The sequence below is a fragment of the Streptomyces pratensis genome (assembly GCF_037137275.1).
GTDB lineage: Bacteria > Actinomycetota > Actinomycetes > Streptomycetales > Streptomycetaceae > Streptomyces > Streptomyces pratensis_B.
The window spans coordinates 328020-350053 of the sequence record NZ_JBBBEN010000102.1 but is presented as its reverse complement, the minus strand read 5'-3'; the positions used below and the strand labels follow the sequence as shown (position 1 = coordinate 350053).

The following is a 22034-nucleotide window of genomic DNA, read 5'->3' as shown; positions in this document are numbered from 1 at the left end:
GCCGCGGGAGGCGACACGGTGTCCAGCGCAGCCGAGCAGGAGACAGGGGAAGAACCGGCGGGACGGACGGCGGAGGCCGCTCCGCCGCCGGACCCGACCGGGCCCGGCGGCGGAGCGGGCGCCGGAGGGGCGCCGGACGCGGAGGCCTCGTTGGCACCCGCCGCGACCTTGCGCGCGCGCCCCGCCCGTGCGGGGCGCGCCGACGCCCTGCCCGCGCAAGCGGGCGCCCCCGCCGTGTGGCCGGGGGCCCCGACGCCGCTGGGGGCGCGCTACCGGATCGGGCCGGACGGGGTCGCGGGCGCCAACTTCGCCCTGTGGGCGGGCGGGGCGGAGGCCGTCGAGCTGTGCCTCTTCGACGAACGGGGCGCCGAGACCCGCCGCCCCCTGAGCGAGCTGACCCACGAGATCTGGCACGGTTTCGTGCCGGGGGTGTGGCCGGGGCAGCGCTACGGGTACCGGGTGCACGGCCGCTGGGACCCCTGGACGGGGGCACGGTGGAACGCGGCCAAGCTGCTTCTGGACCCGTACGCCCGTGCGGTCGACGGCTCGTTCACCCTGCCGCCCGAGGTCTACGGGCATGTGCGCGACTGGCCCGAGCAGCAGGTCGCCGACACCGTGCGCGACGACCGGGACTCCGCGCCCTTCGTGCCCAAGGGCGTCGTCGTCCACGATGACGACGACTGGGCGCAGGACCGCCGCCCCAAGACCCCGTGGGCCGACTCCGTCATCTACGAACTCCACGTACGCGGCTTCACCAAGCTCCACCCGGGCGTCCCGCCCGAACTGCGCGGCACGTACGCGGGGCTCGGGCACCCCGCCGCGATCGAGCACCTCACCCGGCTCGGGGTGACCGCCGTCGAACTCCTCCCGGTCCACCAGTTCGCCCACGAGGACCATCTGCTGCGGCGCGGGCTGCGCAACCACTGGGGCTACAACTCCATCGGCTACTTCGCCCCGCACGCCGCCTACTCCGCGTCCGGCGCCACGGGAGGGCAGGTCGGCGAGTTCAAGCGGATGGTGCGCGCCCTGCACGACGCCGGGATCGAGGTGATCCTCGACGTCGTCTACAACCACACCGCGGAGGCGGGCGAGCTGGGCCCGACGCTGTCGCTGCGCGGCATCGACAACCAGGGCTACTACCGCCTGCGGGACGACCCCCGCCGCTACGCCGACTACACGGGCTGCGGCAACACCCTGCACGTCGTACGGCCCCAGGTGCTGCGGCTGATCACCGACTCGCTGCGCTACTGGGTCACCGAGATGGGCGTCGACGGCTTCCGCTTCGACCTGGCGGCGGCGCTGGCCCGCTCGACGCACGACGTCGACATGCTCTCGCCGTTCCTCGCGGTGATCGCCCAGGACCCGGTGCTGCGCCGGGTCAAGCTCATCGCCGAGCCGTGGGACGTGGGCGACGGCGGCTACCAGGTCGGGGCGTTCCCGCCGCTGTGGGCCGAGTGGAACGATCGCTACCGTGACGCCGTGCGCGACTTCTGGCGCGGCGCGCTCCCCGACGTACGGGACCTCGGCTACCGCCTGACCGGCTCCAGCGACCTGTACGCCTGGGGCGGCCGCCGCCCGTACGCCTCGGTCAACTTCGTCACCGCGCACGACGGTTTCACCCTGCGCGACCTGGTCAGCTACGAGCGCAAGCACAACGAGGCCAACGGGGAGGGCAACCGGGACGGGACCGACGACAACCGGGCGTGGAACTGCGGGACGGAGGGGGAGAGCACGGACGGGGAGGTCAACGCGCTGCGCCGCCGCCAGCTCCGCAACCTGCTGACCACGCTGCTGCTCTCCACCGGGGTGCCGATGCTGGTGGCGGGCGACGAGATGGGCCGGACCCAGGGCGGCAACAACAACGCCTACTGCCAGGACAACGTGACCGGCTGGCTGGACTGGTCGCTCCTGGAGCGGCCCGAGTGGCGGGACCTGACCGAGCTGACGGCCCGGGTGCTGAGGCTGCGGCACGCCCACCCGGTACTGCGCCGCCGGGCGTTCTTCTCCGGCCGGGCCCAGGCCCCGGGCGGGCTCCGTGACCTGGCGTGGTTCGCGCGGGACGGCCGGGAGATGACGGAGGGCGACTGGTACGCCCCCGCCGCCACGCTCGGTCTCTACCTCTCCGGGCGGGACATCCCGGGGCGTGACGCGCGCGGCGAGCCGGTCGTCGACGACAGCTTCCTGGCGGTGCTGCACGCGGGCGCGGAGCCGACGGGCTTCGCGCTGCCGGGGGCCCCGTGGGCGCACGCCTACGAACTGCTCCTGGACACCTCGCGGGAGCGGCAGGCCGAGGCTCCCGGCACGGTGTGGCAGGGCGGCACGGAGACGACCGTTCCGGCCCGTTCGGTGCTGCTGCTGCGGGTGGCCGCGTGACGGGCCCGGCGGGCGTGGGCGCGGTCAGCCGAGGACGCCCCGGTCGCAGCCGACGGCCACGGCGGCCTGCTGCTCCGGCGGGCGGTCCCGGAGGAGGAAAATCACAGGACCGATGTCAGCGGTGAAACGTAAAGTCGCCCCTGATGCCCAAAAAGCCTGCCGAGCACACGGACCGGTCCGCCGTGCGCTCCCTCCTGCGCCTGTGGCCCTATGTCCGGCCCGTCCGGGTCCGCCTGTTCACCGCTGCCTTCGTGGCGGTCCTGGCGTCCTGTCTGGGGCTGGTGATCCCGCTGGTCCTGAAGTGGATGGTGGACGGCCCGGTCGCCGACCGCGATCCCGGCGGCGTCTGGCTGGGGGCGCTGTACCTGCTGCTGCTCGGCGTCGCGGAGGCGGTGCTGTTCGGGTTCCGGCGCTGGCTGGTGGCGCGTCCGCTGGCCGGGGTCGAGGCGTCGATGCGGGCCGACCTCTACCGCCATCTGCAACGGCTGCCGATCGCCTTCCACGACCGCTGGGCCTCCGGCCAGCTGCTGTCGCGCGGGACCACGGACCTGATGCTGCTGCGGATGTTCCTGGCGTTCCCGCTGACCTTCCTGTTCGTGAACGCGACGACCATCCTCGTCGGCTTCGTCCTCCTGTTCGCCCAGGACTGGGCGCTCGGACTGGTGCTGCTGGCGCCCGCCCTGCCGCTGATGATCCTGTGCTCGCTGTTCGAGACGAAGTACTCGGTGGTGGCACGCCGGGCCCAGGACCAGGTCGGCGACCTCGCCACGGTCGTCGAGGAGAGCGCGCTGGGCATCCGCATCGTCAAGGGCTTCGGGCGCCACCGCAGTCAGGCGCGCGCGTTCCGGGCGCTGTCGCGGCGGCTGCATCACACGGAGTTGGGCAAGGCGCGACTGCTCGCCGGGATCTGGGCGCTCATCACCACGATCCCGGAGCTGGCGATCGGGGCCGCGCTGGTGCTCGGCACGATCCAGGTGGCGGACGGCACGCTGTCGGCGGGGACGCTGGTGGCCTTCCTCTCCACGGCGCTCGCGCTGCGCTGGCCGGTGGAGTCGATCGGGTTCCTGCTGGCGATGAGCCAGGAGTCGGCGACCGCGACCGACCGGTACTTCGAGGTGATGGACGTGGCCCAGGAGCCGGGCGCCTCCGCGGCCCGGAAGGGAGCGCCGGCCACCGCCGCCGGGATGGTGTTCGAGGGTGTCGAGTTCCGCTATCCGGACGCGGCCCCGGACGCCGCACCGGTCCTCGCCCGCGTCGATCTGCACATCCGGCCGGGGGAGACGATGGCCCTGGTGGGCGGCACCGGCTCCGGCAAGACGACGCTCACCGCGCTGGTGCCCCGGCTGCACGAGGTGACCGGCGGGCGGATCACCCTGGACGGCGAGGACATCGCCACGATGGAGCGCTCCCGGCTGCGGGAGCTGGTGTCGGTGGCGTTCGAGGAGCCGACGCTGTTCTCCGCGACGGTCGGTGAGAACGTCCGGATGGGCGCGGCCGACGCCGAGGAGGACCAGGTGCGCCGGGCGCTCTCGGTGGCGCAGGCCGACTTCGTGGACGGTCTGCCGCAGGGGCTGGACACCGAGGTCGGCGAGCAGGGACTGAGCCTCTCCGGAGGTCAGCGCCAGCGGCTGGCGCTCGCCCGTGCCGTGGTCGGGGAGCCGCGCTTCCTGGTGCTGGACGACCCGCTGTCCGCGCTGGACGTGCACACGGAGACCCTGGTGGAGGCGGCGCTGCGGCGGGTCCTGGAGGAGACGACGGCGCTCGTGGTGGCGCACCGGCCCTCGACCGTGATGCTCGCGGACCGGGTGGCGCTGTTGTCCGGGGGCCGGATCGCCGCGGTCGGCACCCATCAGGAGCTGCTGCGCGGCAACGCCGAGTACGCCTGGCTGATGTCGGGCGCCGGGCACGGTGGGCCGGTCGCCGGGGGCCGTGCGATCGCGGACTCCGAAGCCGCTGCCGCAGGGGCGGGGGCCGACCGGGAGCCGGCCCCCGCCGCCCCCTCCGGCCCTGAGCCCGCCCCCGTCCAGCAGGTCCCCGCAGAGGAGGGCAGTGCCCGATGACGACGACCGCCGATGACGCTTCGCTTCCCGCCGCCGACGACGAGGGCCGTCCCGCGGGCCCGGTCGCGTCCGGGGGGCGGGAGGGCGGCGATCCGTTCGACCGGGACGCCCTGCCCGCACCGCCCGGCGCGACCCGCGCCCTGCTGCTCTCGCTGCTGGCGCCGATGCGGGGCAGGGTCGCGGTCGCGGCCGTCCTGCTGGTGGTCCAGCAGGTGGCGATGCAGGCGGGCCCGCTCCTGGTGGCGTACGCGATCGACAGCGGGGTCCCGGCGTTCCGGGACCACGACTACGGGCCGCTGATCGCGGTCGCGGTGGGCTACGCGCTGTGCTCGGTGGGCGCGGGCCTCCTCCAGTACGGCTTCGTCCGGGCCGCCGCCCGGATCAACCAGGACGCGCTGCTCGACCTGCGCGGCCGGATCTTCCGGCAGGCGCAGGCGCTGAGTGTGGACTTCCATGAGCGCTACACCTCCGGCCGGCTCATCTCGCGGTCGACGACGGACGTGGAGTCGTTGCAGGAACTGCTGAGCGAGGGGCTCCAGGAGCTGATCGGCGTGGTCCTGTCGTTCGTGTCGATCTCGCTGCTGCTGCTCTGGCTCGACCTGGGGATCGGCTCGATCGCCGCGCTCTCCTTCGTACCCCTGTACCTGCTGGTACGGATGTACCGGCGGCGGGCGTCCGTCGTGTTCGGGACCCGTTCGACGGCGATCGCCGCGGTCATCGTGAAGTTCGCGGAGACGATGAACGGCATCCGCCCGGTCCAGGCCTTCCGCCGGGAGCGGTCCAACGACGCCGCGTTCGCCGCGCTGAACGGCCACCACGAGCGGACGAACGGCGACGCGATCCTGGAGATGGCCCGCTATGTCGTCGGCTCACGGCTGGTGGCGAACACGGCGGTCGCCGGCATGGTGCTGTGGGGCGCCTACCGGGTGGCCGACGGGACCCTGGCGCTCGGGGTGCTGGCGGCGGCCGTGCTGTACATGCGCCGGCTGTACGACCCGATCGACCGGCTCGGCATGTTCCTCAACTCCTACGAGTCGGCGGCCGCCTCGCTGGAGAAGATCGCCGGCCTGCTGGCCCAGACCCCGACCGTGCCGGAGACCGACGACCCCAAGGAGCTGCCGCCCCGATCCGGCGGGCTCCCGGGCCGGGACGTCACGTTCGACGGCGTGCGGTTCGCCTACCGTACGGGCGGCGAGGTGCTGCCCCGCTTCGACCTGCACATCCCGGCGGGCCGTACGGTGGCGGTCGTCGGCTCGACGGGGGCGGGCAAGTCGACGCTCGCCAAACTGCTGGCCCGCTTCTACGACCCCACCGACGGCCGGGTCCTGCTGGACGGGGTGGATCTGCGCGACCTGGACACGGCGGGGCTGCGCCGGGGCGTGGTGATGGTGACGCAGGAGGCTTTCCTGTTCTCCGGGACGGTCGCGGAGAACATCGCGATCGGCCGTCCGGACGCCACGCGCGAGGAGATCGAGCACGCCGCGAAGGCGATCGGCGCGCACGACTTCATCGCCTCCCTGCCCGACGGCTACGACACCGACGTACGCAAGCGCGGCGGGCGGATCTCGGCGGGCCAGCGGCAGTTGGTGGCCTTCGCCCGCGCTCTGCTGGCCGACCCTGCGGTGCTGATCCTCGACGAGGCGACGAGCTCCCTGGACATCCCCGGCGAGCGCGCCGTGCAGCGGGCCATGGACACGGTGCTGCACGGCCGCACGGCGGTGGTGATCGCCCACCGGCTGTCGACGGTGGAGATCGCGGACCGGGTGCTGGTGATGGAGGGCGGCCGGATCGTCGAGGACGGCAAGCCCGCCGAACTGATCGGCGGGACGGGGCGGTTCGCGGGGCTGCACCGGACGTGGAAGGACAGCTTGGCCTGAGGGAAGGGCGCCCGGGCCCCGTCACGCGGTGCGCACCCGTCGCCCGGTTTCGGCGGCCGGTGCGCACCGCGGCGTCAAAGCGGCTGCCGAGGGCTGTCCGGGCCGACGCCGCCTCCCGTGCCCGCCCCGTCGCGCGGGCGTGCCGGGTGGCCTCCTCCGCGCGGCGGGCCCGGCCGTCGCACGGCCGGTCAGCCCTCCTGCCGGCGCGGGGTGTCGGACAGCACCAGGGAGACGGGCTCGGTCTGCTGGTCGGAGGCGGTGACGCGGGTGGTCCTGCGCGCGGGGCGCAGGCCCATCCCGGTGAGTTCTTCGGCTTCGTGGAGCGCGCACAGCAGTGCGGTCGCGGCGGGGAGGGACAGCGGGGCAGCGGGGCTGTACCCGAGAAGGGCCGCCGCGTCCGGGTCCGTGCGGACGGCCCGGCGGGCGTGTGCGAGGACCAGGCGGGGGTCCTCGACGACGAGTTCGTCGATCTGAATCCGCTGGACGCGGACCCGGAGGTCGAGGGGGCGGGCCGGGGACGGCCCCGGGGAGGCGACGGTCGGCAGCAGGGTCAGGTTCGGGTGGTTCACGAGGCGGGCTCCAGGGTGCGGGCGTGCGTGGTCGCCGGGTGCGGCGCGGGCGGGGCGCCCCGGGGGGCGGTCCGGCCCAGGCGCGTGGTCGGGAGGGCGGGGGCGACGAAGGGGGTGACCGGCTCGTGGACGGCCGGCGCGTCGTCGTCGGCGTCCTCGGGCGCGGCGTTCCGGCGGGCCGGGGCGTCGGCCGGCCAACGGCGTTGCCGCGAGCGCGTGTTCGGGCGGCGGTGGGAAAGGGTGTCGGCGGGGGCGCGCGGAAGGCCGGTGGTCGAGGTGGTCATGGGGCTCCGCGGAGGTGCTGGAGGCAGTGAGGACGGTCCGAGTCCACCGTGTGACGTCGGACGGAGTCGGCGATACTCACCATGAGAGCGGCGTGCGGTCGTCGCAAGGTGCGCTGTGTGCACTGCGCGCAGTCTGCGCGGAGTGTCGGACAGATCGAGCCAGAGCGGGAAGGGAGGGCGGGCCATGGCACGTGAACGGTCTGGCGCGACGGCGCAGCACCTGGTCCTGGTGGCCCGTCTGCGGCTCCTGCGGGAAGGGGCGGGCCTGTCCGTGCCCCAGGCCGCGAAGGAGCTGGGGTGGCACCCGTCGACGCTGCGGCGCCTGGAACAGGCGCAGACCTCCCTGGATGTGGGACAGGTGTCCGATCTGCTCTGTGCCTACGGGGCGGGCGCGGCGGAGACCGACGACATCATGGGCCGGCTGAACGCGGCGAACATGCCGGGCTGGTGGCATCCGTGGCGTGATGCGATGGACCCGTGGCTGATGGACCTGATGAGCGTGGAGTCCGCGGCGTGTTTCGTGCGCACGTGGGACCCGGCGCTGGTGCCCCTGCTGCTGCGGACCCCGGCCTACGCCATGGCCGTGGACGCCGCGCTGCGCCCGGAGCTGGACGCTGCGGCGCGACGACGGCGTGCGGATCTGCTGGCGGAGCGTCAGAGGCGGCTCACGGAACAGCAGGCGCGCGTGTGGGCGGTGCTGCCGGTCGCGGCTTTGCGCTGCCGGGTCGGCAGCGCGGAGGTGATGCGCGAGCAGCTCACCGCGCTCCAGAGGGCCGCCGGGCGGCGGGGGACGACGGTGCAGCTCCACCACGAGGGCGCGCCGCCCCACCCGCTGACGGGGGTACCGGCGTTGAGTCTCTACCGGGTGGAGATCCGGGAGATCGCGGACCACGTGGTGCGCGAGGGCGGGCTGCCCGGAACGGCGGAGGTGTGCGACACCAACCCGTCGGTGCAGGCGTACCAGGCAATGCTGGACGTGTCGTGCGTGATGGCGATGCGTCCGGCCCGAACGAAGGAGGTTCTGCAGGATGAGTACGACCGGGAATGGGCCTGAGCTGCCCGCGCAGATCGACACGAGCGTCGCGCATTCGGCGCGCGTGTGGAACTACTGGCTCGGCGGGAAGGACAACTTCCCGGCGGACCGGGCGGCGGGCGACGCCTACCGTGACAAGTACCCGCTGATCGAGACGTTCGCGAAGGAGTCGCGGGACTTCCTGCGCCGGACGGTCACCTACCTCGCCCGGGACGCCGGAATCCGGCAGTTCCTGGACGTCGGCGCGGGGCTGCCGACGGCGAACAACACCCATGAGGTCGCCCAGCGGATCGCCGCGGAGTCGAGGATCGTCTACGTCGACCACGACCCCCTGGTCCTGCTGCACGTCCACGCGCTGCTGACCAGCAGCCCCCAGGGCGCGACCGCCTACGTCGAGGCGGACATGCGCGACACCGAGGCCGTGCTCGCCGGAGCGGCCAGAACCCTGGACCTGACGCAGCCGGTCGCGCTGGTGATCTCGGACGTGCTGGGGCACATCGTCGACTGGGACGACGCCCTGTCCCTGGTGAGGCGGCTGGTGGAGCGGTTGCCCTCGGGCAGCCACCTCGCGCTCTCCCACTCCACCGCGTCCGACGACGCCCACCGCGCCGTGCAGGACGAGTACAACGCGAGCGGGGCGATTCCCTACATATTCAGGGAGCCGGAGACCACGATCGCGTTCTTCGACGGGCTGGAGATGGTGGAGCCCGGGATGGTCTCCTGGCCGAACTGGCGGCCCGACTCGTCCACCGGCACCACCACGGACCGGGCCGGGTGGGGGGCCGTCGCCCGCGTCCCCTGACACGTCCGCACCTGACGTGCCGCGCACCCTTTTCCGGGTGCGCGGCGCGCACGGCCCGCAGAGGGTTGCAGCATGAGCACCACAGGCACGACCGACCGCGGGGCCGCCGACCCGCGGGACGGCCGGGAGACGGCGGGCAGGCTGCTGCGGGCGGCCACCCGGTCCGGTGCGCACCTGATCAGCGAGGCCGCCGCCCTGATCGGCGGGTCGGCGGTGCTGGCCGACCCGATCGCCGGGGCCGTCTACAGCACCCCCGCCACCGCGGCCTCCGACGGCGTCCACGCCGCCGCGCACCCCCAGGAGCACCCGCGCCACGTCCTGCGCCCGGCGGCGGGGGCCGTCCTCGTCCTGGCGCCGGCGCCCACCGCGCCCGCAGAGCACACCGCGCTCGTCGCCGCCACCGCCGCGGCCCTCCTGGAGGTGCGCGGGCAGCGCGCCGCCGAACTGAGGGCCGAGCAGATGGCGCTCCACACCACTCTGCTCCGGCTGCTGCTGGCCGGCCACACCACCGCCGTCACCGACGCCCTGGGCGCCGAGGGACTCACCCACGTCACGGTCTACCGGCTCTCCGGCCGCGACGTCCCCACCGCCCATCAGGTCCTGTGGCGGGCCGCCCGCCCCTCCCTGCTGGCCGCGCGCGCCGTCGCCCGCACCCTGATGGGGCGGCTGGAGGGCGAACTCGTCGTCGCCGAGCTCCACCACGGGTGCGACGACGGGCGGATTCTGCGCCTGGTCTCCCGGGTGAGCGAGCGTCACCAGCTGCTCGCGGGCCTGGCCGGGCCGCTCCCGCTGGCCGAGATGGCCACCGCGCACGCCGACGCGGCCGCCGCGCGGTACAGCGCCACTCCGGCCCACCGGGTCGTCCCCGCCGACGCCGTCGGCGCCACCCAGCTCGCCCGCCTCCTTCCCGCCGCTCCCTACGCCCGGTGGGCGGGGTCCGTCCTCGCCCCGCTGCCCCTCGCCCTCCGGCATCTGCTCATGGTGTGGCTCCGTGCCGGCAGCACCCCCCGCGCCGCCGCGGCGCTCGGGCTTTCGGCCGGCACCGTCCGGGCCCGTCTGCGTGACCTGGGCGAGGTGCTCGACGCCGACCTGGCCGACGTCACCGTGCAGGCGCATCTGCTGCTCGCCCTGCGCGCTCCCACCCGTGGCGAGGACCGGGAGGAGAGCCGGAAGCCGACGGCGGGAGGCCGGGGCGCGGCCGCCGTGCCGTCCGGTCCGGCCCGGCTGGAGGCGCTGCCGGGCGGCATCCTGGACACGGACGTGGCGCGCGCCTGGGCCGCGGGCCTGGTCGGCGGCCTCGAACCCCACCTGCGGATCGCGCTGGCCTGCTGGTTGCGCCACCGCGCCAAGGCCGCACCCGCCGCGACCGAACTGCACGTCCACCGCACGACCCTGGCGATCTGGCTCACCCAGTGCGCCGAACGCCTCGGGCGCAACCTCACCGACGCCACCGTCCGCGCCGAACTGCACCTCGCGCTGGAGATCACCGCGACCGACGGAGCGAACGACCCGCGGGCCCTCCCCCGGCGCGGCGGCCGCACGTACCGCCGCCTGTAGTCCCGCGGTGGCGGCGGCCCCGCCCGGACGCGGCCCCGCCCCGCCACCGGACAGCTCGACGCGCGCCCGCCGACCGCCGCCGACCGCCGCCGACGCGCCCCGGGCGGGGGCAGGGCGCCGGGGCGTCCCGCCGTCCCTGGTTGCGGTGAGACCGTCCAGGTCGTGAACACGGCCCTGCCGAGACGGCGCCCCGGGCGCGCTGCGGCAGCTTCCGGCCCGACCCGGTACGGCTGCTGATCCGCGCCCCTGAGGTTCCCCGGGCCGTCTCCCCCGGCAGCCGGCCCGGGGGCGGCGCGGCCCATGACCGGCCGACCGGGAGGCGGGCAGGACCCACGCGCAGGGGGCGTTCCCTCCTCCGCCCGGCCGGGCGGAGGAGGGAACGCCCCCTGCGCCGTGTCAGGCAGCCGTGTGGCCGCGGCGGCGACGGCCCAGGGCGAAGACCACACCGGCGCCGGCGAGGACGGCCACCCCGCCGATGGTCGCGATGACCGGCAGGCCGGAGTCGGAACCGGTCTGGGCGAGGGTCCCCTCTGGCTTCACCTCGGTGTCGCCCACGGGCTTGGCCGGCAGCGGCTTCCTGCCGCCCTCCTGGGGCTCGGCCTCGTTGGGCTTGCCGGGGTCGGCGTCGGCGGCGAGGACGTCGAACACATAGAACTCCTCGCTGTCCGCGAAGACGCAGTTGCCCTTGTCGTCGGCGTAGAGGCCGATGGTGATGGCGAAGCCGAAGCCGGCGGGGGCCTTCGCGCCGACGCTCAGCCGCATGTCGATCGCGAAGGACTCCTGGGCCCGGATGTCGGTGTAGCCGAGGTAGCCGGCGGTCTCCTCGTCCGCGAGGGAGATGTCCGTCCAGACGCCCGTCTCCGGGTCCTTGAACTGGAGCGTGAGGTGACCCGTGGTCTCCTCCCAGGTGTCGGTGTCCACCTGCGCGGCGAAGACTCCGAGGTCGACGCGCTGGTAGGCGTTGTCGCCCTTGTTGACCACGTTCAGCCGGAAGCCGTGGAACCCGCTGCCCGCGACGACCTCGGACGGGAGTCCGGAGAGCGTGGTGCGCAGGTTCTTGTCGAACTCCGGCTCCTCTGTGCCCTCGCATATGTCGGCGGGCGAGGCAGCGGACGGCGTCGGCGAGGGCGCGGTGACGGTCCCGGCGGGGGACGGGGCCGTCTCGGGCTGCTCGGCGGCGGGAGACGGCTCCCCGTTCTCGGCCGTCGGCGGGGTAGGCGACGCCTCCTCCGACGCGGGGGCCTCGGGCTCCTCGGCCGCCGGGGACGTCTCGGACTCCTCCGGTACGGCGGCCTCGGGGGTTTCGGTGGTTTCGGTGGTTTCGGGGGCGGGGCTGGGGGTCGCGAAGGCGACGGAGGACGACAGCAGAGTGACCGGGGCGAGGACGGCGGTCGCGGCGGCGGCGGCCATGGCGCGGCGGAGCTTCATGAGATGAGGACCTCTGAGAAGTCTGGGTGCCGACGGAGCGGCACAAAGGCTGGGAGGCCGCCCGGTTTCGAAGGTGGAGGGGGACACGGGTGAGGCCATGGAGTGTGACCGCTACGGGTGGTGCTGAGTTGTACTGGACCGTGGACGGCACCTGTGACCTGCCCCACAGGGCGGCTGCCGCACCTGCCGGCTCCCCAGGGGTTCGGCCGGGCGCGGCGCGGGGCTCGCACGGGCAAGGCCGCGGAAGGAGCCGTACACGCTCGGGTACGGAACCCTGCGGCCGTGCGGCCGGCCTACCGGCCCGCCCCGCTCAGCCCTCGTTCCGGACCCGGCCGGTCCGCGTCCACCGGCGAACGGCCACCGGATAGGCGCCCCTGACGGACCGGCGGATTCCGGCAGCGGGATCTGGCCAGAACGCGCCCCCGTCTCACCAGGTGGTCCACACCGCCCCCTCCGCCGGGAGCGGCCCGGCGCTCTCCGTGGACGAAACCTGTGACCACCCTGTGCATACCGGTGCTGCCGCCCTCCGGTAACACGAGGGCCATGTTCGGTGAAACGTCCGCTTAACGAACATGACCTTTTCGGCAACGGACGAGTTCCGGCCAACTTGTTGACGCGCCCCTGACATAACTGACGCTTTGCTGACACTGTTCACCCCGTTCTGCGCACCGCCTGCACCGTCCGGACGGCCCGTCCAGCGCCGCCGGTACCCCCCTCGCAGAAGGAGACCGCGTGAGATCCACGCCCAGCCGTCGCACCACCGCGACCGGCGCTCTGATAGCCGCAGCAGCCATGATCGCCGTCGCCGTCCCGTCCGGCGCCGCGACCGCCACCACCACCCCCGCGTCGGCCCCCCTCGGCGGCATCACCGCCGGCACGAAGGCCGACCCTGCGGCGGTGCCGGCGAAGCTCTCCCCCGCCCAGCGCGCCGAGCTGCTCCGCGAGGCGAACTCCACGAGGGCGGCCGCGGCCAAGGAGCTCGGTCTCGGGTCCACCGAGAAGCTCGTGGTCCGCGATGTCGTCCAGGACCGTGACGGCACCACGCACACCCGCTACGAGCGCACCCTGGGCGGGCTCCCCGTCCTCGGCGGCGACCTGGTGGTCAAGGAGTCCCCGGCCGGGCGGACCGAGGGCGTCAGCAGGGCGTCCACCGCGACCTCCGCGCAGCTGAAGGCCGTCGGCCTCACCGCCGACGTCGCCCCGGCCGCCGCCGAGAAGCAGGCGCTCGGCGCGGCGAAGGCCGAGGGGTCCAAGGCGACCGAGGCGAGCCAGGCCCCCCGCAAGGTGATCTGGCTGGGCGGCGGCTCCCCGCAGCTCGCGTACGAGACCGTGGTCGGCGGACTCCAGCACGACGGCACCCCCAACGAGCTGCACGTGCTCACCGACGCCTCCTCCGGCGAGAAGCTGTACGAGTGGCAGGCCGTCCACAACGGCACGGGCAACACGCAGTACAACGGCCAGGTCACCCTGGGCACCGCGCCCTCGTACACGCTGACCGACACCACGCGCGGCAACCACAGGACGTACAACCTGAACCGGGGCAGCTCCGGCACCGGCACCCTGTTCTCCGGCTCGGACGACGTCTGGGGCGACGGCACTCCGCAGAACGCCGAGACGGCCGGCGCGGACGCCCACTACGGGGCCGCAGAGACCTGGGACTACTACAAGAACGTGCACGGCCGCAGCGGCATCCGCGGGGACGGCGTCGGCGCGTACTCCCGGGTCCACTACGGCAACAACTACGTCAACGCGTTCTGGCAGGACAGCTGCTTCTGCATGACGTACGGCGACGGCGACGGCAACGTCAAGCCGCTGACCTCCCTGGACGTGGCCGCCCACGAGATGACGCACGGCCTGACCTCGGCCACCGCCAGGCTGGTCTACAGCGGCGAGTCCGGCGGCCTGAACGAGGCCACCTCCGACATCGTCGCCGCGGGCGTGGAGTTCCACTCCGACACCGCGGAGGACCCGGGCGACTACCTGATCGGCGAGAAGATCGACATCAGGGGCAACGGCACCCCGCTGCGCTACATGGACAAGCCCTCCAGGGACGGCTCGTCCAAGGACTACTGGTACTCGGGCATCGGCAACGTCGACGTCCACTACTCCTCGGGCCCGGCGAACCACTGGTTCTACCTGCTCTCCGAGGGCAGCGGCGCCAAGACCGTCAACGGGGTCGCCTACGACTCCCCGACCTCGGACGGGCTCCCGGTGACCGGCATCGGCCGGGAGAAGGCGATGCAGATCTGGTTCAAGGCGCTCACCACCAAGTTCACCTCCACCACGAACTACGCCGCCGCGCGCACCGGCACGCTCGCGGTCGCCGGTGAGCTGTACGGGGCCACCAGCCCCGAGTACGCGGCGGTGGCCCACGCCTGGGCCGGCGTCAACGTGGGCTCGCGGCCCGGCGGCGGCGACCCGGACCCGGGCGGCAAGGTGTTCGAGAACACCACCCCGGTCTCGATCCCGGACGCCGGTGCGGCCGTGACCAGCTCGGTCACCGTCTCCGGCGTGGCCGGCAACGCGCCGAGCACCCTCAAGGTCGGCGTGGACATCACCCACACCTGGCGCGGTGACCTGGTCGTCGACCTGGTGGCCCCCGACGGCAGCGCCTACCGGCTCAAGAACTCCTCCAGCGGCGACTCCGCGGACAACGTGGTGACCACCTACACGGTGAACGCCTCGTCCGAGGCGGCCAACGGCGTCTGGAAGCTGCGCGTCCAGGACGTCGCACGGCAGGACGTCGGCCGCATCAACAGCTTCAAGCTCACCTTCTGACCCCGCCCGGCCCACCGGCCGGCGGGACCCAGCACGGAACGGCCCGGGAGGAGTACGCCCCCTCCCGGGCCGTTCGCCATGGAGCGCCCCGCCGGTGACCGGCGGGGCCTCGACCGGTCCGGCCGCACCCGGGCGAGGCCCCGCGCCGGGCGCGCGCTCAGCGCATCAGCACGCCCGCTTCCTCCGCCGCGGCCCCGGTCGGCAGCGCGACGAGGCCCAGTTCGGCGCCGGAGGCCAGCAGCGTGTGCGCGGGCAGGACGCGGACGGTGTAGCCGTACGGCCCCGTCCGGTCCAGGGTGAGCGTGCCCTCGTACAGCCGGCGGTCCTCCAGGTCGTGGCCGCCCACCGGCTTCAGCGGGAAGGTCTGGGCGTCGGCGATGGCGTCACCGGAGTCGACCCGGCCCGCGACCGCCTGCACCTCAACGTCGTTTGGGTCCAGGCCGCCGAGCGCGATCCGCACCCGCAGCGTCAGAGTCCCGCCCAGCTCCGCCGAACCGCCCGCAGCGGTGTCGGCGACCGACTCCACGTGGTCGACGAGGACCCCCGGCCAGGCCGTCCGCACCTTCGCCTTCCACTGGGCGAGGGCGCGCGCGGCCTCGGGCTCCAGGGTCCGCCGGGACTGGGCGGCCGGCGTGTAGAGCCGCTCCACGTACTCGCGCACCATCCGGCCCGCGAGCACCTTCGGACCCAGGTTCACCAGGGTGGAGCGGACCATCTCGATCCACCGGCCGGGCAGGCCGTCGGGGCCCCGGTCGTAGAAGCGGGGGGCGACCCGGTCCTCGATGAGGGCGTACAGGGCGTTCGACTCCAGCTCGTCGCGCCGGTCCTCGTCCACGGCCGAGCCGTCGGCGGTGGGAATCTCCCACCCGAAGTCCGGGTCGAACCACTCGTCCCACCAGCCGTCGCGCACGGACAGGTTGAGGCAGCCGTTCAGCGCCGCCTTCATCCCGCTGGTGCCGCACGCCTCCAGCGGGCGCAGCGGGTTGTTCAGCCAGACGTCGCAGCCCGGATAGAGCTTCTGCGCCATGCCCATGCCGTAGTCCGGCAGGAAGACGATGCGGTGGCGCACCCGCGGGTCGTCGGCGAACCGCACCAGCTCCTGGACCAGCCGTTTGCCGCCGTCGTCGGCCGGGTGGGCCTTGCCCGCGACGACGATCTGGATGGGGCGTGTCGGGTGCAGCAGCAGCTCGCGCAGCCGGTCGCGGTCGCGCAGCATGAGCGTGAGCCGCTTGTACGAGGGGACGCGGCGGGCGAAGCCGATGGTCAGCACGTCCGGGTCCAGGACGCCGTCGATCCAGCCGAGCTCGGCGGTGCCCGCGCCGCGCCTGCGCCAGGAGGCGTAGAGCCGGCGGCGGACCTCGGTGACCAGCTGTCCGCGCAGGTCCCGGCGCAGGTCCCAGATCTCCTGGTCGCCGATGGAGCCGACCGCCTCCCAGCGGCGCGGCGTTCCGGTCCGCGTGGCGTCCGCGTCGGTCACGGGGGCGCCGGCCAGCACCTGGTGGGCGCGGTCCTCGCCGACCTGGCCCGCGCCGAGCCGGAACACCTCGGGGGCGACCCAGGTCGGTGCGTGCACCCCGTTGGTGACGGAGGTGATCGGCACCTCCGCGGGGTCGAAGCCGGGCCAGAGCCCGGAGAACATCTCGCGGCTGACGGCCCCGTGCAGGGTGGAGACCCCGTTGGCCCGCTGGGCGAGCCGCAGCCCCATCACCGCCATGTTGAACAGCTCCGGCTCGCCGCCGGGGTAGGTCTCCGTGCCGAGCCGCAGGATCTTCTCGACGGCGACGCCGGGCAGCTCGCCGTCCTCGCCGAAGTGGCGGGAGACCAGGTGCCGGTCGAAGCGGTCTATTCCGGCGGGCACCGGGGTGTGGGTGGTGAAGACGGTCCCGGCCCGGACCACTTCGAGGGCCGCGTCGAAGTCGAGTCCGGCAGCGGCCAGTTCCCGGATGCGCTCCAGGCCGAGGAACCCGGCGTGGCCCTCGTTGGTGTGGAACACCTCCGGCTCCGGGGCGCCGGTGAGCCGGCACCAGGTGCGCACGGCGCGCACCCCGCCGATGCCGAGCAACATCTCCTGGAGGAGCCGGTGGTCGCTGCCGCCGCCGTACAGCCGGTCGGTGACGTCGCGTTCGCCGGGCGCGTTCTCCTCGACGTCGGAGTCGAGCAGCAGCAGCGGGACGCGGCCGACGCGGGCCAGCCAGACGCACGCGTGCAACGAGCGGCCGCCGGGCAGGGCGAGCACCACCCGGGCCGGGGACCCGTCGGCCTCGCGCACAAGGTCGAGCGGGAGCTCGTGGGGGTCGAGGACGGGATAGTGCTCCTGCTGCCACCCCTCGCGCGAGAGGGTCTGCCGGAAGTAGCCGTGCCGGTAGAGCAGCCCGACGCCGACGAGCGGGACGCCGAGGTCGCTGGCGGCCTTGAGGTGGTCGCCGGCCAGGATGCCCAGGCCGCCGCTGTACTGGGGCAGAGCCGCGGTGACGCCGAACTCGGGCGAGAAGTAGGCGATGGCGGAGGGGAGGGCCGCACCGGCCGCGCGCTGCTCCTGATACCAGCGGGGGCCGTCCAGATACTCCTGGAGGCCGGCGGACGCCTCGGCGAGGCGTCCGAGGTACTCCTCGTCCCGGGCCAGTTCGGCGAGCCGCCCGGCGGACAGGGAGCCGAGCAGGCGCACGGGATCGGCGTCGGCGGGCCGCCAGCCCTCTGGGTCGGCCGCCCGGAAGAGCTCACGGGTCTCGGTGTGCCACGACCAGCGCAGGTTGCGGGCCAGGTCGTGGAGGGGTCGGAGGGGTTCGGGGAGGACAGGACGCACGGTGAATCGACGAATGGCCTTCACGTACTCCACCTTTACAGGGGACTTGCGCATCCGGGCGGACGCACCACGGTGCGCGCCCCTTCCGTCACCCTCGACGGTAGCGAGGTCCCGGGGCCCCGGACCACGGCGCGCGGGCGGCGCGCGGGGTCCACGGCCGGCCGGCGCGCGCCTCCCCCAGCGGCCCCGCGCGCCCCGCCCGCCCGCCGCCTTCACTCCCGTCACCTGCGGGTTTGGCCGATTTCCCCCGTACGCGGCCTTGTGGACGCCCGGGACACAGGGAAGGCTGCCGTGCAGGGGCGCGGGACGGGCGACCGGAGCCCGTGACGGCGCCCCGGGCTCCGTGCGCCCGTCGGGGCGCGCGCCGCGCACGGCGGTTCCCGGCACGGCCCAGCGACCCGGCGGTCGACCCCCGCGCCGGATTCTCCGCCCGCGGACGCGGGGAAGGCTTCCCCGGGCCGACGGCGCGACCCGGTCCGCAGGCGTTCTCCGCATATCCGAAACATGCGTGAAACCCCCGTGACCCACCCATTCGAGTGCCATTCGAGTGAACGCGGACAGGAGCGGCCATGCCCACAGCCCGTCAACGGCCGACCGAGCAGCTACAAAGGACAGATCCCCACCCTCGCGGCACGCGCGGTCGGTCCCCGGCGCCCGTGCCGTCCTCCGTGCCCACCGCGTTCCTCCAGCCCCCAGGTGATTCCATGATCGGTCGTATCCCCGTCCTGGACGTCCGTCCTCTCGTCGACTGCGGCAGACGGGCGGCGAAGGCCGTGGTCGGTGAGACCTTCCAGGTCACCGCCACCGTCTTCCGCGAAGGGCACGACGCGGTGGCCGCCAACGTCGTGCTGCGCGATCCCAACGGGCGGGTCGGGCCGTGGACGCCGATGCGCGAGCTGGCGCCGGGGACGGACCGGTGGGGAGCCGACGTCACCCCGAGGTCCGAGGGCCGCTGGACCTACACCGTGGAGGCCTGGAGCGACCCGGTCACCACCTGGCGCCGCCACGCCGCGATCAAGATCCCGGCGGGCATCGACACCGACCTGGTGCTGGCGGAGGGCGCCGCCCTGCTGGAGCGGGCCGCGGCGGGCGTTCCGAAGAAGCACGGCCGCGAGGCGGTGCTCGCCGCGATGGACGCCCTGCGCGACACCGCGCACCCGCCGGCCGCCCGGCTGGCCGCCGCCCTGACCCCGGCGGCGCAGGAGGTCCTCGCCCGGCACCCGCTGCGCGAGCTGGTCACCCGGTCCAGGCCGCTGGCGCTGCGGGTGGAGCGCCAGCGGGCGCTGTACGGGTCCTGGTACGAGCTGTTCCCGCGCTCCGAGGGAGCGCGGCGGGAGCCGGCAGACCCGTCCGACACCCGCCCCGACGCGCCGGCCCGGCTGGTCAGCGGCACCTTCCGGACGGCGGCCGAGCGGCTGCCCGCCGTCGCGGCGATGGGCTTCGACGTCGTCTACCTGCCCCCGGTCCACCCGATCGGGACCACGCACCGCAAGGGACCGGACAACAGCCTGACGGCCGGTGAGCTGGACCCGGGCGTGCCGTGGGCGATCGGTTCCGCGGACGGCGGGCACGACGCGGTCCATCCGGAGCTGGGCACGCTGGAGGACTTCGACCACTTCGTGGCGGTGGCCCGCAACCTGCGGATGGAGATCGCGCTGGACTTCGCCCTCCAGTGCTCGCCGGACCACCCGTGGGTCGAGGAGCACCCGGACTGGTTCCACCACCGGGCCGACGGCTCGATCGCGTACGCCGAGAACCCGCCGAAGAAGTACCAGGACATCTATCCGATCGCCTTCGACAAGGACATGCGCGGCCTGGTGGCGGAGACGTCGCGCATCCTGCGCTTCTGGATGGACCGCGGGGTGCGGATCTTCCGGGTCGACAACCCGCACACCAAGCCGGTGGTCTTCTGGGAGAAGGTCATCGCGGAGATTAACGGCACCGACCCCGACGTCATCTTCCTGGCGGAGGCGTTCACCCGCCCGGCGATGATGCACACCCTGGGCGCGGTCGGGTTCCAGCAGTCGTACACGTACTTCACCTGGCGCAACACCAAGCAGGAGCTGACCGAGTACGTCACGGAGCTGTCCGGCGAGGCAGCCTCCTCCATGCGGCCCAACTTCTTCGTGAACACCCCCGACATCCTTCCCGGCTACCTCCAGGAAGGCGGCCGCCCGGCCTTCGAGGCACGGGCGGTACTGGCCGCGACGCTCTCCCCGTCCTGGGGCGTGTACGCGGGATTCGAGCTGTGCGAGAACACCCCGGCGGCGCCGGGGAGCGAGGAGTACCTGCACTCGGAGAAGTACGAACTGCGCCCGAGGGACTGGGAGTCGGCGGAACGCGAGGGTCGCACGCTGACGCCCCTGATCACCTCGCTCAACCGCATCCGGCGCCGCAACCCCGCACTCCAGCAGTTGCGCGACGTCCACTTCCACCACGCCGACAACGAAGCGCTGATCGTCTACAGCAAGCGCTTCGGATCGAACACCGTTCTGGTGGTCGTCAACCTCGACCCGCACCACACCCAGGAGGCCACGGTCTCGTTGGACATGGAGCGGCTCGGCCTCGCACGGCACGAGCGCGTACCGGTGCGCGACGAGCTCACCGGCGCCACCTACCACTGGGGCAGGACCTTCTATGTGCGCCTGGAGCCGGGCATCACGCCCGCGCACATCGCCGTCCTGCGACCGTCCCCGCCGACCGGAGGGTCACCCACACCATGATCGTCAATGAGCCTGTCCACGACACGTTCGAGGACACTCCCGCCAAGGACCGCGACCCCGACTGGTTCAAGCGCGCCGTCTTCTACGAGGTGCTCGTCCGGTCCTTCCAGGACTCCAACGGCGACGGAATCGGCGACCTCAAGGGCATCACCGCCAAGCTGGACTACCTCCAGTGGCTCGGCGTGGACTGCCTCTGGCTGCCGCCGTTCTTCAAGTCGCCGCTGCGCGACGGCGGATACGACGTCTCCGACTACACCGCGGTACTGCCCGACTTCGGCGACCTGGCCGACTTCGTGGAGTTCGTGGACGCCTCCCACCAGCGAGGCATGCGCGTGATCATCGACTTCGTCATGAACCACACGAGCGACCAGCACGACTGGTTCCAGCAGTCCCGCAGCGATCCCGACGGGCCCTACGGCGACTACTACATCTGGGCCGACGACGACAAGCAGTTCCCGGACGCCCGGATCATCTTCGTCGACACCGAGACGTCGAACTGGACCTTCGACCCGGTGCGCAAGCAGTACTACTGGCACCGCTTCTTCTCGCACCAGCCGGACCTGAACTACGAGAACCCGGCGGTGCAGGAGGAGATCCTCGCCGCCCTGCGCTTCTGGCTGGACCTGGGCATCGACGGCTTCCGGGTCGACGCGGTGCCCTACCTCTACCAGCGCGAGGGCACCAACTGCGAGAACCTCCCCGAGACCCACCACTTCCTCAAGCGGGTCCGCAAGGAGATCGACGCCAACTACCCGGACACGGTCCTCCTCGCCGAGGCCAACCAGTGGCCGGAGGACGTCGTCGACTACTTCGGCGACTACGAGGCCGGCGGCGACGAATGCCACATGGCGTTCCACTTCCCCGTGATGCCGCGGATCTTCATGGCGGTGCGCCGGGAGAGCCGCTACCCGGTCTCCGAGATCCTGGCGAAGACCCCGGCGATCCCGAAGAACTGCCAGTGGGGCATCTTCCTGCGCAACCACGACGAGCTCACCCTCGAAATGGTCACGGACGAAGAGCGCGACTACATGTACGCGGAGTACGCCAAGGACCCGCGGATGCGCGCCAACATCGGCATCCGCCGACGGCTCGCCCCGCTGCTGGACAACGACCGCAACCAGATCGAGCTGTTCACCGCCCTGCTGCTGTCGCTGCCCGGCTCCCCGATCCTCTACTACGGGGACGAGATCGGGATGGGCGACAACATCTGGCTGGGCGACCGGGACGCGGTGCGCACTCCGATGCAGTGGACGCCCGACCGCAACGCCGGTTTCTCCTCAAGCGATCCGGGGCGGCTCTACCTGCCGACGATCATGGACCCGGTCTACGGCTACCAGGTCACCAACGTCGAGGCGTCGATGGCCTCGCCGTCCTCGCTGCTGCACTGGACCCGCCGCATGATCGAGATCCGGAAGCAGAATCCGGCCTTCGGCCTCGGCGAGTACACCGAACTGCCGTCCTCCAACCCGGCGGTGCTGGCGTTCACCCGCGAGTACGGGGACGACCTCGTCCTGTGCGTGCACAACTTCTCGCGCTTCGCCCAGCCGACCGAACTGGACCTGCGGTCCTTCAACGGACGGCATCCGGTGGAGCTGATCGGCGGGGTGCGCTTCCCGGCGATCGGCCAGTGGCCCTACCTGCTGACCCTGGCGGGGCACGGCTTCTACTGGTTCCGGCTGCGCAAGGACGCGCCGCCGGTCTGACGCGGAGTCCGCCCCGTGCGGGACGGTTCCCGCCGCACCGCACG

General features: G+C 73.3%; 13 protein-coding genes. 9 read left to right on the top strand and 4 right to left on the bottom strand.

The window, feature by feature from the left end:
- The first annotated feature begins 18 nt into the window (after positions 1 to 18).
- From glgX to V9U70_RS28635, 3 genes are all read left to right on the top strand, one after another.
- Complete coding sequence (glgX, locus tag V9U70_RS28645) at positions 19 to 2373, top strand: glycogen debranching protein GlgX (protein ID WP_419724044.1); 2355 nt, start codon at positions 19 to 21, stop codon at positions 2371 to 2373.
- A 143-nt stretch (positions 2374 to 2516) separates the two neighbouring features.
- On the top strand, positions 2517 to 4433 hold the full coding sequence (locus V9U70_RS28640; protein WP_336679943.1) for an ABC transporter ATP-binding protein: 1917 nt from the start codon (positions 2517 to 2519) through the stop codon (positions 4431 to 4433).
- On the top strand, positions 4430 to 6310 hold the full coding sequence (locus V9U70_RS28635; RefSeq protein WP_336679941.1) for an ABC transporter ATP-binding protein: 1881 nt from the start codon (positions 4430 to 4432) through the stop codon (positions 6308 to 6310). Before V9U70_RS28640 ends, V9U70_RS28635 begins: the two co-directional genes overlap by 4 nt.
- Before the next feature lie 188 nt (positions 6311 to 6498).
- Here the strand turns inward: V9U70_RS28635 and V9U70_RS28630 are convergent, their stop codons facing one another.
- Positions 6499 to 6879, bottom strand: coding sequence for a hypothetical protein (locus V9U70_RS28630; protein WP_336679940.1), 381 nt, complete (start codon positions 6877 to 6879; stop codon positions 6499 to 6501).
- Entirely contained in the window at positions 6876 to 7163 is a 288-nt protein-coding gene (locus V9U70_RS28625; RefSeq protein ID WP_336679939.1) for a hypothetical protein, read from the bottom strand. The genes V9U70_RS28630 and V9U70_RS28625 overlap by 4 nt, the downstream gene beginning before the upstream one ends.
- 184 nt (positions 7164 to 7347) lie before the next feature.
- Here V9U70_RS28625 and V9U70_RS28620 point away from each other — a divergent pair, with 184 nt between their 5' ends.
- From V9U70_RS28620 to V9U70_RS28610, 3 genes are all read left to right on the top strand, one after another.
- On the top strand, positions 7348 to 8217 hold the full coding sequence (locus V9U70_RS28620) for a helix-turn-helix domain-containing protein (RefSeq protein WP_336679937.1): 870 nt from the start codon (positions 7348 to 7350) through the stop codon (positions 8215 to 8217).
- Complete coding sequence (locus tag V9U70_RS28615; RefSeq protein WP_336679935.1) at positions 8192 to 8998, top strand: SAM-dependent methyltransferase; 807 nt, start codon at positions 8192 to 8194, stop codon at positions 8996 to 8998. Before V9U70_RS28620 ends, V9U70_RS28615 begins: the two co-directional genes overlap by 26 nt.
- A gap of 72 nt (positions 8999 to 9070) precedes the next feature.
- On the top strand, positions 9071 to 10555 hold the full coding sequence (locus V9U70_RS28610; RefSeq protein WP_336679933.1) for a helix-turn-helix domain-containing protein: 1485 nt from the start codon (positions 9071 to 9073) through the stop codon (positions 10553 to 10555).
- Between the two features lie 396 nt (positions 10556 to 10951).
- Here the strand turns inward: V9U70_RS28610 and V9U70_RS28605 are convergent, their stop codons facing one another.
- Entirely contained in the window at positions 10952 to 11983 is a 1032-nt protein-coding gene (locus V9U70_RS28605) for an LPXTG cell wall anchor domain-containing protein (protein ID WP_336679931.1), read from the bottom strand.
- Between the two features lie 732 nt (positions 11984 to 12715).
- Here V9U70_RS28605 and V9U70_RS28600 point away from each other — a divergent pair.
- Positions 12716 to 14761 carry a M4 family metallopeptidase gene (locus tag V9U70_RS28600; protein WP_336679930.1) on the top strand — a complete coding sequence of 682 codons (2046 nt, stop codon included), beginning with the start codon at positions 12716 to 12718 and terminating at the stop codon, positions 14759 to 14761.
- A gap of 157 nt (positions 14762 to 14918) precedes the next feature.
- On the opposite strand, the gene glgP is transcribed toward V9U70_RS28600, so the two are convergent.
- Positions 14919 to 17588: an alpha-glucan family phosphorylase gene (gene glgP / locus V9U70_RS28595; RefSeq protein ID WP_336679929.1), complete on the bottom strand. Its 2670-nt coding sequence runs from the start codon at positions 17586 to 17588 to the stop codon at positions 14919 to 14921.
- A 680-nt stretch (positions 17589 to 18268) separates the two neighbouring features.
- Between glgP and V9U70_RS28590 the strand changes: the two genes are divergently transcribed.
- Complete coding sequence (locus tag V9U70_RS28590; protein WP_336679928.1) at positions 18269 to 20287, top strand: alpha-1,4-glucan--maltose-1-phosphate maltosyltransferase; 2019 nt, start codon at positions 18269 to 18271, stop codon at positions 20285 to 20287.
- Positions 20284 to 21990, top strand: a complete 1707-nt coding sequence (gene treS / locus V9U70_RS28585) for a maltose alpha-D-glucosyltransferase (protein WP_336679926.1) — start codon at positions 20284 to 20286, stop codon at positions 21988 to 21990. Before V9U70_RS28590 ends, treS begins: the two co-directional genes overlap by 4 nt.
- Positions 21991 to 22034: the final 44 nt, after the last annotated feature.

Bases quoted from the DNA above. Each gene is read 5' to 3' on its own strand.
- V9U70_RS28625 (WP_336679939.1), bottom strand. From the start codon at position 7,163: ATGACCACCTCGACCACCGGCCTTCCGCGCGCCCCCGCCGACACCCTT.
- V9U70_RS28610 (WP_336679933.1), top strand. From the start codon at position 9,071: ATGAGCACCACAGGCACGACCGACCGCGGGGCCGCCGACCCGCGGGAC.
- V9U70_RS28635 (WP_336679941.1), top strand. From the start codon at position 4,430: ATGACGACGACCGCCGATGACGCTTCGCTTCCCGCCGCCGACGACGAG.
- V9U70_RS28640 (WP_336679943.1), top strand. From the start codon at position 2,517: ATGCCCAAAAAGCCTGCCGAGCACACGGACCGGTCCGCCGTGCGCTCC.
- treS (WP_336679926.1), top strand. From the start codon at position 20,284: ATGATCGTCAATGAGCCTGTCCACGACACGTTCGAGGACACTCCCGCC.
- V9U70_RS28620 (WP_336679937.1), top strand. From the start codon at position 7,348: ATGGCACGTGAACGGTCTGGCGCGACGGCGCAGCACCTGGTCCTGGTG.
- V9U70_RS28590 (WP_336679928.1), top strand. From the start codon at position 18,269: ATGATCGGTCGTATCCCCGTCCTGGACGTCCGTCCTCTCGTCGACTGC.
- V9U70_RS28605 (WP_336679931.1), bottom strand. From the start codon at position 11,983: ATGAAGCTCCGCCGCGCCATGGCCGCCGCCGCCGCGACCGCCGTCCTC.
- V9U70_RS28615 (WP_336679935.1), top strand. From the start codon at position 8,192: ATGAGTACGACCGGGAATGGGCCTGAGCTGCCCGCGCAGATCGACACG.